Below are 15,168 nucleotides of genomic sequence, written 5' to 3' on the forward strand. Positions count from 1 at the left end.
GCGAACATGCGGGTGGACTACGGAGAGCCCGAGGACCTGGACGTCGATGCTCTGGCGGGCGGGTGGTGTTCGCTGGCGCAGCAGTGGTTGTCCGACGCGATAGCCGCGAATCTGCCCGAGCCCAACGCCATCGTGTTGGGGACGGTCGACGAGTCGGGTAGACCCGCCACCCGCACCGTGTTGTGCAAGGACTTCGACGCGTCCGGTGTGGTCTTCTACACCAACTACGACTCGGACAAGGGCCGTGCGCTCACCGCGACGCCGTATGCGTCGATCACGTTCCCGTGGATCGGAATTGCCCGCCAGCTCACCGTCCGCGGCCCGGTGGTCAAGGTCGATGCCGAGACCACCGAGGCGTATTGGCGCACGCGGCCCCGGGGCTCCCAGCTGGGGGCATGGGCGTCCGAGCAGTCGCGACCGGTCGGCTCGCGGGAGGATCTGGTTGCGCGACTGGCCGAGGTCACCGCGACGTTCGACGGAATCGACGTGCCGGTTCCGCCCAACTGGGGCGGTTTTCGCGTCGAGCCGGAGACGGTCGAGTTCTGGCAGGGCCGAACGAGCCGCATGCACAACCGAATTCGCCTGACGGTGGCAAGCGGTGTGATCGAGCGTCTGCAGCCGTGAGCCGATTGCGCGGCATTCTTGCCGATACGACTCCGCTGACGACTCCGGCCTACAAGCGGTTGTGGCTCGCGAACATCGTCACCGTCATCGGTGCCCAACTGTCCATTGTTGCTGTGCCGCAACAGGTTTTTCAGATCACGCTCAGCTCGGCCTACGTGGGCCTCACCGGTGTGTTCGCGTTGGTGCCGCTCATCGTCTTCGGCCTGTGGGGTGGAGCGTTGGCCGACGTGATGGACCGCCGCACCCTGTTGATGATCACCACCTGCGGCCTGATCGGTACGTCGGCGCTGTTCTGGTTGCAAGCGTTTCTCGACCTGAACAATGTGTGGATCATCCTGGTGCTGTTGGCCGTTCAGCAGGCATTCTTCGCGGTGAACCAGCCGACGCGCAGCGCGATTCTCCCGCGGATCCTGCCTGCCGAGCAGTTGCCCGCTGCGAATTCGCTGAACATGACGGTGATGAACTTCGGTGCCATCGCCGGACCGCTCAGCGCAGGCATCCTCATCTACTACATCGGACTCGAGACCCTCTATCTGATCGACACCGTCGCACTGTTCGCCACCCTGTGGGCGGTGATCCGGCTGCCGGGGATTCCGCCGGCGAAGTCGGGGCAGCGCGCCGGATTGCGTTCGGTGTTCGACGGTTTCGCCTACCTCGCGACGCAGAAGGTGCTGCTGGCCTCGTTCGTCGTCGACATCATCGCGATGGTGTTCGGTATGCCCCGCGCGCTGTTCCCGCAGATCGCGCACGAGAGCTTCGGCGATCCCGCGTCGGGCGGTCCGGTGCTCGGCATGCTGTTCGCCGCGATGTCCGCGGGCGCGGTGGTGGGAGGCGTGTTCTCCGGCTGGTTGCCCCGAGTACGCAGGCAGGGGCTGGCGGTGCTCATCTGCATCGTCGTGTGGGGCGCGGCGATGATCGGCTTCGGTCTGGCCGTCGGCGCGGCCACCGACGGGGCCACCACTGTCGCCCTGTGGTTCGCATTGGCGTTCCTGGCCCTCGGCGGTGGAGCCGACATGATCTCGGCGGCGTTCCGCAGCACGATGCTCCAACAGGTCGCAACCGACGAGATGCGCGGTCGACTGCAGGGTGTGTTCATCGTCGTCGTTGCGGGAGGTCCGCGCATCGGCGACGTACTGCACGGCGCAGCGGCCGCATCCGTCGGTACGGCGGCGGCTGCTGCCGGCGGCGGGGTTCTTGTCGTCATCGGCGTCTCGATCGCCGCGCTGGCTCTTCCTGCATTCATTCGGTATCGCGTGGGTGCGGTGGTGAAGAATGACTCTCATGGCTGACGCGCAGACGTACTCGTTGACGAGCGGCAAGTATCGGGCAGACATCGCTGCCGTCGGAGCGGGCCTTCGGGCGCTCGAATACGACGGCGCAGCGCTCACCGAGACGTGGGAGGCGGGCTCGAAGCCGCCGTTGTCGGCGGGGCTGGTGTTGGCCCCGTGGCCCAATCGGACGGCCGATGGGACGTTCACCTTCGAAGGCGTCGAGCATCGGATGGAGATCTCCGAGCCGGCTCGCAACAACGCCAGTCACGGATTCGTTCGACGCGTGGCGTGGACTCTCATGGAGCACACCGACTCTCGCGTCGAGCAGAGCGTGGACATCGGAACGCATCAGGGTTGGCCGTTCTCGATCACGGTGACCGTGGTGCACGAGCTATCGGAGGACGGTCTCACCGTCACCGCGTCGGCGAAGAACACCGGTGACTCGCCCGCGCCGTACGGGATGGGCTTTCACACCTTCGTCCGGGTGGGGGACGTGCCGCTCGACGAGTGCACCCTCGAGCTGTCCGCGGGAACCCGGCTGCCGCTCGATCCGGTACGCAATCTGCCCGTGGGCAACTCGGTGCCGACGGCCGATACCGAGTACGACTTCCGGCAGCCGAGAGCCCTGGAGGGCGTGCAGCTGGACACCCCGTTCAGCGCCTCGTTGCCCGAGGCCGACGGCCGAGCGAACCACGTACTGCGCGGCCCGGACGGCACTGCGACGGTGTTGTGGACCGACAGCAGCTTCGGATGGGTGCAGGTGTTCACTGCCGATCCCGCCAACGATCAGGCATATCCCGAGCGCGGCCGGGCGTTGGCGATCGAGCCGATGACGTGCCCGCCCGATGCGCTGAACTCCGAAATCGATCTGATCGTGCTCGATCCGGGACGAACCTGGTCCGGCACCTGGGGAATGAGGTACGAGAAGTGACCATTCTGGTGTGCGGCGAGGCGTTGGTCGATCTGGTCCCGGTGCACGAGGGGCCGCTGCTCTCGCCGAAACTCGGCGGCGGGCCGTTCAACGTCGCCGTCGCGATCGGTCGACTCGGTTCGCCCGTCGCGTATCTCTCCCGTATCTCCCGCGACCCGTTCGGCGAGCAGATCCTGGCGAGTCTGCGCGACGCGGGTGTGGACACCACGTGGGTGCAGCGCGGCGACGAGCCGACGACCTTGGCGATGACCACCCTCGCCGACGACGGCAGTGCCGAGTATTCGTTCTACGCCGACGGCACCGCCGATCGTCTCGTTGCCGATCCCGGCGATCTACCCGACGAGATCAGCGTGCTCTCGTTCGGCACGTTGTCACTGCTCTACGAACCCGGGGCGTCGATGTACGCGGGCCTGCTGCACCGCGCCCGGGCGGCGGGCAAGCTCACGATGCTCGACCCCAACATCCGGCCTGCCGCGATCGACAGCACCAGCGGAGACATCACCGCCGACGGGTTCCGCGACCGTTTCCGTTCGTGGTTGCCCAGCATCGACATCCTCAAGGTCTCCGAGGACGACTCGCATTGGTTGGGGCTCGGAACCCAGGGCACAACGGTGGACGACTGGCTCGCGTCGGGTGTCACCGCAGTGGTCATGACCCGCGGCGGCAACGGAATCTCGGTCTTCACCGCAGCCGAGGAGACGTCGGGTACAGGAATTGTCACAGCCGAGGAGATCTCGGTACCGGGAGTTGCGGTCGACGTCGTCGACACCATCGGCGCAGGTGACACCGTGCACGGGGCTCTGCTCAGCTTTCTGCAGAAGGAGAGCATTATCACATCGAACGCGGTGAAAGAGATGAGCAAGCAAGATTGGCGGGAAGCGCTCGATTTCGCCGCGAAAGCGGCGGCAATCACGGTTTCTCGACCCGGTGCCGACCCTCCGTGGGCGTCCGAGGCGTCGAGAGACTAGTTTCACTATCGACGTTAGAACTGTCCGCTTCAAGTACGTGTCCGTTACACGAGTTCGAGAGGGACCATTCGTGCCCGCTGAGAATGATGCCAAAGCCACCCTCACCTATCCCGGTGGCGAATACTCCATGTCGATTGCCGAGGCCTCCGAAGGCAACAACGGCATCGAGCTGGGAAAGTTGCTGGCCACCACCGGCTACACGACGTTGGACGGCGGGTTCGTCAACACCGCGTCGACCAAGTCGGCCATCACCTACATCGACGGTGACGCAGGCATCCTGCGCTACCGCGGATACCCGATCGAACAGCTTGCGGGCAAGTCTTCGTTCATCGAGGTCAGCTACCTGCTGATCTACGGGGAGCTGCCGTCCGAGGCTCAGCTCGAGAAGTTCACCGACAAGATCCGTCGGCACACTCTGCTGCACGAGGACCTCAAGCGGTTCTTCGACGGGTTCCCGCGCAACGCTCACCCGATGCCGGTGCTGTCGAGTGCCGTCAACGCGCTGTCGGCGTACTACCAGGACTCGCTCGACCCCAACGACCCGGAGCAGGTCGAGCTGTCGACCATCCGTCTGCTGGCCAAGTTGCCGACCATCGCGGCGTACGCCTACAAGAAGTCCGTCGGTCAGCCGTTCCTGTACCCGGACAACTCGAAGAGCCTGGTCGAGAACTTCCTGCGTCTGACGTTCGGCTTCCCGGCCGAGCCGTACGAGGTGGATCCCGAGATCGTCAAGGCACTCGACATGCTGCTCATCCTGCATGCCGACCACGAGCAGAACTGCTCCACCTCGACGGTGCGTCTCGTCGGATCCTCGCAGGCCAACCTGTTCACCTCGATCTCCGGCGGCATCAACGCGCTCTGGGGCCCGCTGCACGGCGGAGCCAACCAGGCCGTGCTCGAGATGCTGGACAAGATCAAGGCCGAGGGCGGCGACGCCACCGACTTCCTGCGTCGAGTCAAGAACAAGGAAGACGGCGTCAAGCTCATGGGCTTCGGGCACCGCGTGTACAAGAACTTCGATCCGCGCGCGACGCTGGTCAAGGAAACTGCGCACACGATCCTCGGCAAGCTCGGCAACGGCGACGAACTGCTCGAGATCGCTCTCAAGCTCGAGGAGACCGCGCTGACCGACGACTACTTCGTCGAGCGCAAGCTGTACCCCAACGTCGATTTCTACACCGGCCTGATCTACCGCGCGATGGGGTTCCCGCCGCGCATGTTCACGGTGTTGTTCGCGATGGGCCGTCTCCCGGGCTGGATCGCGCACTGGCGCGAGCAGAACGAGGACACGACCGGCAAGATCGGCCGTCCGCGCCAGATCTACACCGGCTACACCGAGCGCGACTACCAGGACGTCGGCTCCCGCTAGCTCCCGCTGTACAACGACGCCGCCGGCTCCCCTCGGGAGTCGGCGGCGTAGTCGTTGGTCCGGCTTCGCCGAACTCGAAGTGATGGACGGTTTTCCGCCGAATTCCATCCCCGACTTCGAGTTCGCGGCGGCGTGGCTGCTAGGTCATCGCCACCTCGCGCAGCACCTGTCCTGCACCGTCGCTCAGGCGCAAGGTGTCCGTATCCGTCGGGGCGACCACGAGGTTGCCGCCGACGGGTAGGTCGATGGTGCTGACGAATGCAGACCGTGACCCCCGAGCATCCTCGATGGCGACGGTGTAATCACTCGTGGTGGGGGCGTCGGTCGTGAGCGTCAACGATCGCTCGGTGGGGCTGACCTCGGCGACGATCGACGCGCCCGCAGGCAGGCGAAGGGAGGTCGATCGAACCACCCATCCGTCGGACAGGATGGAGATGTCGATCGACGCGTCGCGATCGTTGTCCGCGACGTCGGAGAGCGTGAGCCGCATCGGTGTGTCGGTCGAGGTCTCCAGTAACGCCGTGTTGTCGTTGTTGATGAACGCGGACCGTCGCACCCGGTCGGTGTCGGACACCGACAAGCTCCATTCGACATCGGTCGCATCGACGGGATCGTTGGTGTCGTCGGTGACCAGCACCAGGTAGTCCTGGCCCGGCTCACCGACCTCCGTGCAGGAGGGGCACCGATGAACGCCGGTCATCTCGGCCAGAGGAAACAACTTCAACTGATTGTCCGGAGTCCCGGAGAACAGGTAGCTGTCGTCGGCGGGGTCTGCCGAGGTGGTGTAGTACCACGTATCGGCGGCCGGATCGGTGACGATCATCTTCTCGACACCGGGATAGTTGTTGTCGTAGATGACAATTCCACGTTTGCTGTCTCCCAGATCGCGTATCGCGATCGGTGTCACGGCATGGCCGGACGTTCCGTCCTCGGTGTAGAAGGCGAGTAGATGGTCCTGCCCTTCGGCCCACGCGGACGTGAGTCGATCGATCACCTCGTCCACAGGTTCGGACATCTCGGAGTCGGCTGTCGGTTCGACCTCCTGAGTGTTGAAGTATCGCGCGATCACGGCATCGGTCGCGGGGGAGGGGCGTGCATCGAACAATGTCGCTCCGGGGGCGACGAAGGACGAGGTGTCGATCGAGTTGCGGTAGGCCAACCCTGCGACCGCGGCCATTCCGAAGCAGTGACCACCGTTCATTCCGTTCTCGAACACCTCCGAGGTCACCCGTCCCATCGGCGAGAGAACGCACTGGGCGCTCTCGGTTCCGGGAGTGCACACGGCATCTCCGAACAGCGATTGCATCGAGGCCGGTGTGAGCCCTCGGCCATGCTCCGCGGTCGGCGGTCCCCAGTTGGGGAACGAGAAGCCGTCCCGCCGGACGTCGAAGCCGGACGAGGCCACGAGCGTGCCCGAACCGGGGTCCATCTCGGTGAACCCTTCCTCGCTCCGGTCCTCGGACGAAGAACATGCCGTCAGGACGAGTACGACCGCGAGAGCCAACGTGGCCCAGCCTCGACCGGAGGTGGTGGCGGAGCGGAGAACCATGGCCGGCTCCTCCTTCTCGGTTGTCAGTGTTCGAGTACGACCTTGAGAACTGTGACGATCAAACCGACGACGATGGCAACCAGGCCACCGAGAATTGCCCCACGCCATTTCCTCCTGCTTGCGTGCCAGCCGCTGGCGGCTCCGAGGACGAGAAGGAACAGGAACGCAAGATCGGAAATGGTGTCGAGTGCGCCGTAGGCCGACCACAGACCGCTCACCCGTCCGAGCCCGATGATGATGAGAGGCACCACTGTCAGTAGCAGGAAATGCGCCGAGTGCCAGAGCAAATGGCGCCTGTCGGCACCGTCGGGCATGTGGTGGTGGCTGTTCACGTATCCCAGCCACGACGAGAAGAGGTGCGCGACGGCAGTCGCGACCATCGGCCCGAGGATCATTCCTGTCGCGTCACCGAAATCGACGTCCGTATCGTCCGCTCCCACCACCATCACGGTCATGATGATCACCGTCCCGTAGATCAACGGTTCTGCGTCGAACACCGACCACGACGGTCGGCTTCGTCTCCGGTCGTTGTGGCCGGTACTGGGACGCGTGCTTCCGGTCATGCCTGCTCACCGCAGATGGCATGATTCGGCGTCGATCCATCGAGGCAGGCCCGAAGTGGTAGTCGTTTCATGTCGAAAGTCCCTGTGCGAGAGAGGGAGCGGGGATGGCATCGTGGATGCGATTCGTGTTGCCGTTCACACGGCCTCGTGTTCTGCGGTCGATCGCGGAACGTTCGGCCTCGCGTGCCGTGGTCGCTGTCGAGCCGCCGAGCATCGCCGCGCTCAGCCCGAGTGCTACCGCATCCCGTCGGTTGACCTGCACCATCGTCGTCTCCTCGTGAAACGATGGAAGTGCCCCGCCACTTCTCCAGTTCGACAAGCGACATCACACCACGTTTTCACGGCGGAGGTGACCCGAAACCGCGTTCCCGCCCCAGATCTCGCGAAAAGCCGAACCTGCAACGAGCAGGATTCGTCACGCGAAATGGACTCGGTTCTCCAACACCGGCAGAGTCTTGCGTACGGCGTCGACCAGTCCTGTGTCGATGTCGATGGTCAGCATGCCCGGTGTCGCGTCGAGCTGACCGAGAATCTCGCCGGTGGGGGAGCAGACGATGCTGTGTCCCACGCCCAACGGCGCATTACCCTCGGCGGCAGCGGGTTCGGCTTGGTCGCAGGCTGCGATGAAGGTGGTCGAGTCCAACGCGCGTGCGCGAGCGAGCAGGGTCCATTGCTCGACCTTGCCGTCACCCGATCCCCACGACGCGGGAACCACGACGACCTCTGCTCCGAGGTCGCCGAGTTTCTGGAACAGCGAGGGGAATCGGATGTCGTAGCAGGTCGCGAAGCCCACTCGAACTCCGGCGATGTCCACCACGAGCGGATCCGAACCCGGTGCGACGGTATCGGATTCGGCGAATCCGAATGCGTCGAACAGATGGATCTTGTCGTAGCTCGCGTCGATGCCGGGCCCGGTGACGAGCAGGGTGTTCGTCACCCTGTCGTCCGGGGCTGGAGTGAACATTCCGGCCACGACGGTGATGCCGGCGTCGGAGGCGATGGAGCGCACGGCGTTCGCCCACTCGCCGTCGAGAGGCTCCGCGATTTTCCTGATGGGTCCGCCGAAGCATCGCATGGTCGCCTCGGGGAACACGACGACGTCCGAACCGGCGTGTGCGGCGGCACGGGCGTGGGTGTCGACGAGTTCGAGGTTTTCGGTGGGGTGTTCGCCACTGGTGATCTGGGCCAGGCTGATGCGGATAGTCGAGCTCACGGTCTGACTCCTGGTTTCGTCGGGGGAAGACAGGTATACATATCGTATGCAACCACTGTCGGGGAGGGACAAGGCATATCTGTTCGTACGCGATCAGGTGTTGTCGTCACCGGCGGCCACCGGCACGTTTCTCAACGAACAGGAGCTCGCGACGCGTATCGGAGTGTCGCGGACACCGGTGCGTGAGGCGCTGCTGATGTTGCAGTCCGAGGGACTGGTCGAGATGGTGCCCAAGCGCGGCGCGCATGTGCCGGCCATGTCCGGACGGCAGATCGCCGAACTGATGGATCTGCGCGGCGTTCTCGAACGGCATGCGGCCACCCGTGCGCTGCGCGCCGGGGACGCTCCGATCGCGGCGATGCAGCATGCGCTCGAACAGCAGGAATTGCTGATGAACTCCGACAGTGCCGATGCGCCGAAGGAGTTCATCGACTGGGACGGCACCTTCCATCAGAGTTTGATCGATTCGGCGGGCAGCGATCTCCTCTCCCGCACCTACGCGGGTCTGCGTGCTCGGCAGCTGCGGGTCGGTCTGAGCGCTCTGTTCACCGCGGCCAACCGGCAGCACCGCGTGTGCGCCGAGCACCAGGCCATCATCGACGCACTGAGTGTCGGCGACGAGGGCCTGGTGCACGAGAAGATCGACGCTCACCTCGAGGTCACACTTCAGACTCTGCTGCGCGCGTAGCCTTTTCGTGTTCCTGATTCAGTAGCACGTAATGCTCGTCCTCGGTGGGGTCGGGGTTGCGTCCCAGTGCCAGGCCGACCAGCGTCACCGCGCCGACGATGACGATGTATCCGGCGATCGGTACCCAACTGTCGGTCTTGTCGAGCAGGTACACGAAGATCAGCGGTGCCATCGCTCCACCGAACACTCCGGCGATCGTGTACGCCAACGAGCTGCCGGTCGAGCGGAGTCGAACGCTGAACTGCTCGGTGACGAAGGCGGCCTGCGGTCCGTACATGAACGAGTGGAACGCCAGGCCGACGACGACGCCGAGGATCAGCAGCGGCAGGGATCCACCGCCGATGACGAGGAAGAAGATCGCGCTCCAGGCAACGCCGCCCACGGCCGCGACGCCGTAGACCAGGCGTCGGTTGATGCGGTCGGAGACCGCTCCGGCCAGCGGGATCAAGCCGAGTTGGCAGGCCGATCCGACCAGAATTGCCGTCAACACCTCGCTGCGCTCGAAGCCCAGTTTCTGAGTTCCGTAGGTGATCGAGAAGACCGTGAACAGTGCGTAGATGACGTCGGGTGCGACGCGGGACATGATGCCTGCCACCAGTGGTCGCAGTTCCGTCTTGAACACTTCGCTGATCGGGGCTTCCGAGCGATCGCCGCTCTCCTGAAGTGCTTTGAACACCGGGGTGTCCTCGAGCTTCAAGCGGATCCACAGACCGAAACCGACGAGAACGGCCGAGAAGAGGAATGCAACACGCCAGCCCCAGGACTCGAACTGCTGGTCGGTGAGCGACAGAGTCAGGATTGCCAGTGCGCCGTTGGCGAGCAGGTTGCCCGCCGGTGGTCCGATCTGCGCTGCGGAGGACCAGAAGCCGCGCTTGCGGGGATCGCCGTATTCACTGGAGAGCAGAACGGCTCCGCCCCACTCGCCGCCGACGGCAACGCCCTGGCAGAAGCGCATGGTGACGAGGATGATCGGGGCCGCGATGCCGATGGTGTCGTATCCGGGGATCAGACCGATGGCGAACGTCGTGACGCCGATCAACAGCAGGGTGATGACGAGAAGTTGTTTTCGGCCGATGACGTCGCCGAGTCGCCCGAAGACGAATCCACCTACTGGACGGGCGATGTATCCGACCGCGTAGGTCGAGAAGGCAAGCAATGTGCCGGTCAGCGGATCGCTGTCGGGGAAGAAGACCAGCGGGAACACCAGCGCTGCTGCGGCCGAGTAGACGGCGAAGTCGTACCACTCCAACGCCGTTCCGGTCAGGCTGGCGGCAAAGGCCTTGGCCAGGCCTTTTCTATCCACCGAAACTGGTTCGGTCATGACGACTCCTTTGTGTGCCTGGGATCACTCTATCCGTTGTACGCGCTCCATACTTGCTGTATACAAGACGTATGCGCAAGGCTTTGAGCGCATCGGAAACAATTAATTTACGAGGAGAGGGTCCTTACTGATGCTCACATTCACGTTGCCCGACGGCACGACCGAGTCGGTAGAAGTGACCGCGCTGCTCAATGCGGGCTATGCCGGTCGCAACCAGGAAGAGGTGGCGTCGCACATCGCGGAGTTGGCCGAACTGGGCGTGCCGGCTCCCACGGTTACCCCGGCGCTGTACCCCATCTCGCCGTATCTGGCGCAGCAGACCGATGCCGTCGCCGTTCAACACGGACGCACCTCGGGCGAGGCCGAATGGGCTCTGGTGATCCTGGGCGAGACCATCGACGACGTGCTGCTCACGGTCGCATGCGACCACACCGACCGTGACCTTGAAGTGCACAGCGTCGCATGGAGCAAGAACGCCGCTCCCGACGTGCTCGGTACCGGTGCGTGGCGGTTGAGCGAGGTGGCCGACCGACTGGACGAGATCACCTTGACCGGTTGGGCCGACGGAGTTCTCATCCAGTCCGGAACTCTCGGTGATCTTCTCGCTCCGCAGTACTGGCTCGACGTACTCACCGAGCGCGGTCTGTTCGCGCGTGGAACGGTCTTGATCTCGGGCACCATCTCGATGCATCACGGGGTGAATCAGTTCTCCGACGCGTGGAAGGTCGAGATGGCCGACCCCGCAACCGGCAACACGCTGACCTGCGAATACCAGACGAATGTGATGCCAGCTCCGATCGGTTGACCATCACGACGTAAAGTCGAGGTGGAATATGCCCAGAGCTTCACAGCCGGCGTCGGCGGGCCGGCATCAACCGCAGGAGACTTCAGTGACGAAGCCAGTGATCGAATTTCAGGCCGGACCAGCACCATTGGACCTGGTGACGGTCGACCTCGTCGAGGGTGACGGCGCAGAGGCAGTCGCAGGCGGCACCGTGGAGGTGCATTACGTCGGAGTCGAGTTCGATTCGGGCGAAGAGTTCGACTCGTCCTGGAACCGCGGCGAATCCATCCAGTTCCCGTTGCGCGGACTCATTCAGGGTTGGCAGGACGGCATCCCCGGAATGAAGGTCGGCGGACGCCGTCAGCTCACCATTCCGCCGGAGCTCGCCTACGGCCCCGCCGGCGCAGGTCACCGCCTGTCCGGCAAGACGCTCGTGTTCGTCATCGACCTGCTCGACGTCAAATAACTGCACTCGAAGCACCAGCAGGTCAGGTGACAGCGCTGCGTACCCGCTCGGCCTCGCGGGTTGCCGAGGTGTTGGCCTTTCCCCCTCGGGAACCCGCGAGCTTGGCGGCAATGTGCTGGGCTACCGTCACCGGTTCGTACCGGGCCACGTCACCGGGCTCGATGCACGACGGCAACGGCGCGATCACCGCGTCGAGGTTGCCGTCGTGGAAGAAGGCGGCAGAGCGCCTGCGCTGAATCGTTCCGTCGGCAATCGGCGGACGCACGCGATGCAGCGTCGACACCCAGCGGTCGTTGGTCAGTCGGGCCGTCAGATCACCCAGGTTCACCAGCATCGCTCCCTCGACGGGTTGCACGTCGTGCCACCGTCGGTCGATGCCGAGAACCTGCAGACCGGGCACTCGATCGGCCCACAGCACCGTCACCAATCCGTAGTCGGTGTGCTCGCTCATCCCGGTGAGCTCGGTGTCCGGCACACGCAGGCCGGGGTCCAGCGCGTAGTTGTTCATCCGCAGGGTGTCGAGCGAGCGATCGGTGATGTCGGAGAACACGGTCGGGGCCACACCGAGTGCGTCGGCGAACACGGTGGTCAGCGTCCGGGCCACACGCGCTGCCTCGGCGAAGTATCGTTCGACGGCACGCTGGAACCCCGCGCACTCGGGCCAGGTGTTCGCCTCGCCCGTCCCGACGTTGAAGGCCTCGAACCAGTCGTTCGTGCCCGACGCCGATTCGACTCCCAGGCTCAGGCTCAGCGATTCGCTCTTCGGAGCGGTGTACCCGCGGTTGCGTTCGGGTGGGCAGATGTAGGCCCGCTTCGCCGCCGGTTCGAGTCCGAAGAACGAATCCATCGCCGACGCCAGGCCGTTCACGGTTTCCTCGGGGATCCCGTGTCCGAGAATCTGCATGAAACCGACTGTGCTGCAAGCGTAATCGATGTCCGACGCGACGCTGCGCCGGGCGGTCCCGTCGGCCGCCGCGGTGGCACCGTCCAGAACGTACGGTGAGATGTCGATGGTGGGGACGAAGAAGTCCGACGACGTGTGCATGGGTACATGATCCTCGGATCGGATGGACCCGCAGGTTTCCCCCGCGTAAAGACTGCCGTACTTCAGCTGTCCTGCAGCTCCAGCACCAATCTCGCTCCGCCCAATGGACTGTCGGTGAACCAGGCCCGCCCGCCGTGCAATTGGGCTTGCTGAGCCACCAGTGCCAGGCCGAGCCCCGAGCCGCCCTTGGCCGCTCGGGTGCCGCGCTCGAATCGGCCGAAGACCGTCTCGCGTTCATCGAGGGGAACGCCGGATCCGTTGTCGTCGACCAGGACGCGTACCGTCGTGCCCTCGCGCTCGGCGGTGATGACGATCGACGTCGCGTCGCCGTGCCGAACGGCGTTTCCGATCACGTTGTCGACGGCCAGCCGAAGGCCGGTCGGCAGGGCACGCATCGTGATCTCGCAGTCGGGGGCGGACTCGACCCGTATGTCGAGGCCCGGATGCAGTCGCTGCGCATCCTGGGCTGCGACGTCGCAGATGTCGATGATGTCGGTCTCGACTCTGTCGGCCTCGCTGGACAATTCACCCGACGCCAGTCGCTCCAAGGCTGTCAGCGTCGTCTCCACTCGTCCCTGTGTCCGTTCGAGGTCGCCCAGAATCTCCTGCTGCTGCGCGCGCTGGAGATCGAGGGTTCTGAGCACCTCGATGTCCGTGCGCATCGCGGTCAGCGGGGTGCGGAGCTCGTGCGCGGAGACGGCCGCGAAATCGCGGGCAGTGTCGAGCGCAGCATTGGTGCGTTCCTGAGCCTCGTTCAGCCTGGTCAGCATGCCCCCGATGGCGACGGCGAGTTCGTCGGCTTCGGTGACGCCCGTGCGGGTTTCGGGAGCGGTCGGTGGCTGGGCACTGACCTGACGTGTCAACGTCACCAGCGGTCTCACGGCCCGTCCACCGAAGAGCCAACCCAGGCCCGTGGACACGGCGATCGCGGCCAGTCCCAACAGAAGTACCTGCTTCTGTTGCTCGTCGGTCACTTGTTGAGCTTCGATGGCGGGCACACCGATCGAGATGGAGATGGACGAGACAACGGTCGATACTGCCGTGTAGACCCGGAACCGTTGACCGTCCACGTCGACGGTCTGGGATCCGGCCGCCAGCGCAGGCAGCCGCGTCGGGGTCGATGCGACCACGATGTCGCCGCTGCGAATCGTGACGGCGAACGCTCCGGAGAGCTGATCGATGAAGGCCTCCAACGTCGACGAGTTCGGGACCAGCACCTGCGAGGCCGTCGTCAGACGTTCGTCGAGCTGATTGACGTTGTTGCGGGAGATGGCGACCGAGGTGACCACCGCGAGGGCGGCCACCACCAGGGTGGCTCCGAGAGCGGTGGCCGCGGCCACTCGGGCGCGCAGCGAGAAGCTCATGGGGCGTCCCGGACGACGAAGCCGACCCCGCGGACCGTGTGCAGGATGCGCGGCGACCCGTCGGCCTCGAGTTTGCGTCGGAGGTACCCGACGAACACGTCGACGACGTTGGTGTCGGCAACGAAGTCGTAGCCCCAGACCAGTTCGAGCAGTCGTTCACGTGTGAGAACGACGCCCTTGTTGCGAGCCAGGATCGCCAGCAACTCGAATTCGCGCTTGGTCAGGTCGATGTCGGCTCCGCCGCGGTGGACGCGATAGCCGGGGATGTCGACCACCAGGGTGCCGATCGCGACGGCCGAGTTCGGTGCGCCCGAATCTGCCACCGGCACAACCGGACCGGTGCCGCGACGACGCAGCATGGCTCGGATCCGAGCGACGAGCTCGGCCAACACGAACGGTTTGGTGAGGTAGTCGTCGGCACCGGATTCGAGTCCGGCGATGCGATCGTCGACCGAGCTGCGGGCACTGAGTACGCAGATCGGGATGTCGTTTCCCATGGCGCGCAACGCGGTCACCACGCTGGCACCGTCGAGCACCGGCATGTTGATGTCGAGCACGATGGCGTGAGGCATCGATCGCGACACGACGCCGAGCGCCTCCGCACCGTCCGACGCGGTGATGACGGTGAACCCGGACAGGCGCAGGCCGCGTTGCAGTGACGACAACACGTCTGCGTCGTCGTCGACGACGAGAACGGTGGCGGGGGTGCTCGGCGATTCGGTCACCGGACCAATGCTATGCAACCCAGCTGTCGACGGTGGTGCGGCGTTCCTCGGGCGTCTTGGCGAAGAAGTCCTCGAGGGCACTGCGGCGGCCGGTGTCGGCATCGAGCGACCAGGCCAGTGCGGGTGCCTTTGCGTAGAGCTGCTCGTAGTACTTCTCGAAGGTGCAGGTGCTGTCGATCAGGGAGAGTGCACCGGGGAAGGGGCGTGTGTTCGTCATGATGTTCTCCTTGTCTGTTCGGTATATCCCAAGCTAGAGGTCGTTGTTGCGGCCTTGGTGAGTCGTGGTT

General features: G+C 64.8%; 17 protein-coding genes. 8 read left to right on the forward strand and 9 right to left on the reverse strand.

Annotated features, from left to right (window positions below; translation table 11 throughout):
- Positions 1-6: 6 nt before the first annotated feature.
- From pdxH to CH249_RS15035, 5 genes are all read left to right on the forward strand, one after another.
- On the forward strand, positions 7-624 hold the full coding sequence (gene pdxH, locus CH249_RS15015) for a pyridoxamine 5'-phosphate oxidase (protein WP_143544524.1): 618 nt from the start codon (positions 7-9) through the stop codon (positions 622-624).
- On the forward strand, positions 621-1,913 hold the full coding sequence (locus CH249_RS15020) for an MFS transporter (protein WP_094645691.1): 1,293 nt from the start codon (positions 621-623) through the stop codon (positions 1,911-1,913). Before pdxH ends, CH249_RS15020 begins: the two co-directional genes overlap by 4 nt.
- Positions 1,897-2,826: an aldose 1-epimerase family protein gene (locus CH249_RS15025; RefSeq protein WP_094683170.1), complete on the forward strand. Its 930-nt coding sequence runs from the start codon at positions 1,897-1,899 to the stop codon at positions 2,824-2,826. The genes CH249_RS15020 and CH249_RS15025 overlap by 17 nt, the downstream gene beginning before the upstream one ends.
- Positions 2,823-3,794: a carbohydrate kinase gene (locus tag CH249_RS15030; RefSeq protein ID WP_094645689.1), complete on the forward strand. Its 972-nt coding sequence runs from the start codon at positions 2,823-2,825 to the stop codon at positions 3,792-3,794. Before CH249_RS15025 ends, CH249_RS15030 begins: the two co-directional genes overlap by 4 nt.
- A 70-nt stretch (positions 3,795-3,864) precedes the next feature.
- Positions 3,865-5,163, forward strand: a complete 1,299-nt coding sequence (locus CH249_RS15035) for a citrate synthase (RefSeq protein WP_032395834.1) — start codon at positions 3,865-3,867, stop codon at positions 5,161-5,163.
- A gap of 139 nt (positions 5,164-5,302) precedes the next feature.
- On the opposite strand, the gene CH249_RS15040 is transcribed toward CH249_RS15035, so the two are convergent.
- The 4 genes from CH249_RS15040 to CH249_RS15050 form a co-directional block, all read right to left on the reverse strand.
- Positions 5,303-6,712 carry a hypothetical protein gene (locus tag CH249_RS15040; RefSeq protein ID WP_094683171.1) on the reverse strand — a complete coding sequence of 470 codons (1,410 nt, stop codon included), beginning with the start codon at positions 6,710-6,712 and terminating at the stop codon, positions 5,303-5,305.
- Between the two features lie 23 nt (positions 6,713-6,735).
- Entirely contained in the window at positions 6,736-7,275 is a 540-nt protein-coding gene (locus CH249_RS15045) for a hypothetical protein (protein WP_094631159.1), read from the reverse strand.
- 67 nt (positions 7,276-7,342) lie between these two features.
- Complete coding sequence (locus tag CH249_RS27630; protein ID WP_143544488.1) at positions 7,343-7,540, reverse strand: hypothetical protein; 198 nt, start codon at positions 7,538-7,540, stop codon at positions 7,343-7,345.
- Positions 7,541-7,690: 150 nt separating this feature from the next.
- Positions 7,691-8,488 (reverse strand): carbon-nitrogen hydrolase family protein, encoded by a 798-nt coding sequence (locus tag CH249_RS15050; protein ID WP_256988333.1) that lies wholly within the window; start codon positions 8,486-8,488, stop codon positions 7,691-7,693.
- Between the two features lie 46 nt (positions 8,489-8,534).
- Here CH249_RS15050 and CH249_RS15055 point away from each other — a divergent pair, with 46 nt between their 5' ends.
- Positions 8,535-9,176, forward strand: coding sequence for a GntR family transcriptional regulator (locus CH249_RS15055; protein ID WP_094631274.1), 642 nt, complete (start codon positions 8,535-8,537; stop codon positions 9,174-9,176).
- On the opposite strand, the gene CH249_RS15060 is transcribed toward CH249_RS15055, so the two are convergent.
- Positions 9,148-10,497 (reverse strand): MFS transporter, encoded by a 1,350-nt coding sequence (locus CH249_RS15060; RefSeq protein ID WP_032395832.1) that lies wholly within the window; start codon positions 10,495-10,497, stop codon positions 9,148-9,150. The two genes, CH249_RS15055 and CH249_RS15060, sit on opposite strands and share 29 nt — an antisense overlap.
- 130 nt (positions 10,498-10,627) lie before the next feature.
- Between CH249_RS15060 and CH249_RS15065 the strand changes: the two genes are divergently transcribed.
- Together CH249_RS15065 and CH249_RS15070 are read left to right on the forward strand one after the other, a co-directional pair.
- Positions 10,628-11,302 (forward strand): DUF2848 domain-containing protein, encoded by a 675-nt coding sequence (locus CH249_RS15065; RefSeq protein WP_094683172.1) that lies wholly within the window; start codon positions 10,628-10,630, stop codon positions 11,300-11,302.
- 85 nt (positions 11,303-11,387) lie between these two features.
- Positions 11,388-11,747: an FKBP-type peptidyl-prolyl cis-trans isomerase gene (locus tag CH249_RS15070; RefSeq protein WP_032377394.1), complete on the forward strand. Its 360-nt coding sequence runs from the start codon at positions 11,388-11,390 to the stop codon at positions 11,745-11,747.
- Between the two features lie 22 nt (positions 11,748-11,769).
- Here CH249_RS15070 and CH249_RS15075 read toward each other — a convergent pair whose 3' ends face one another.
- The 4 genes from CH249_RS15075 to CH249_RS15090 all read right to left on the reverse strand — a co-directional run bounded on the left by CH249_RS15075 (position 11,770) and on the right by CH249_RS15090 (position 15,098).
- On the reverse strand, positions 11,770-12,792 hold the full coding sequence (locus CH249_RS15075) for an isopenicillin N synthase family oxygenase (protein WP_094683173.1): 1,023 nt from the start codon (positions 12,790-12,792) through the stop codon (positions 11,770-11,772).
- 62 nt (positions 12,793-12,854) lie between these two features.
- A complete protein-coding gene (locus CH249_RS15080; RefSeq protein ID WP_179273262.1) occupies positions 12,855-14,156 on the reverse strand; it encodes a sensor histidine kinase KdpD in 1,302 nt (433 codons plus the stop codon).
- Positions 14,153-14,881 carry a response regulator transcription factor gene (locus CH249_RS15085; protein WP_045196584.1) on the reverse strand — a complete coding sequence of 243 codons (729 nt, stop codon included), beginning with the start codon at positions 14,879-14,881 and terminating at the stop codon, positions 14,153-14,155. The genes CH249_RS15080 and CH249_RS15085 overlap by 4 nt, the downstream gene beginning before the upstream one ends.
- Positions 14,882-14,891: 10 nt before the next feature.
- Positions 14,892-15,098 (reverse strand): hypothetical protein, encoded by a 207-nt coding sequence (locus tag CH249_RS15090; RefSeq protein WP_032395828.1) that lies wholly within the window; start codon positions 15,096-15,098, stop codon positions 14,892-14,894.
- Positions 15,099-15,168: the final 70 nt, after the last annotated feature.

It is taken from the genome of Rhodococcus sp. 05-2255-3B1, from assembly GCF_002258545.1.
GTDB lineage: Bacteria > Actinomycetota > Actinomycetes > Mycobacteriales > Mycobacteriaceae > Rhodococcoides.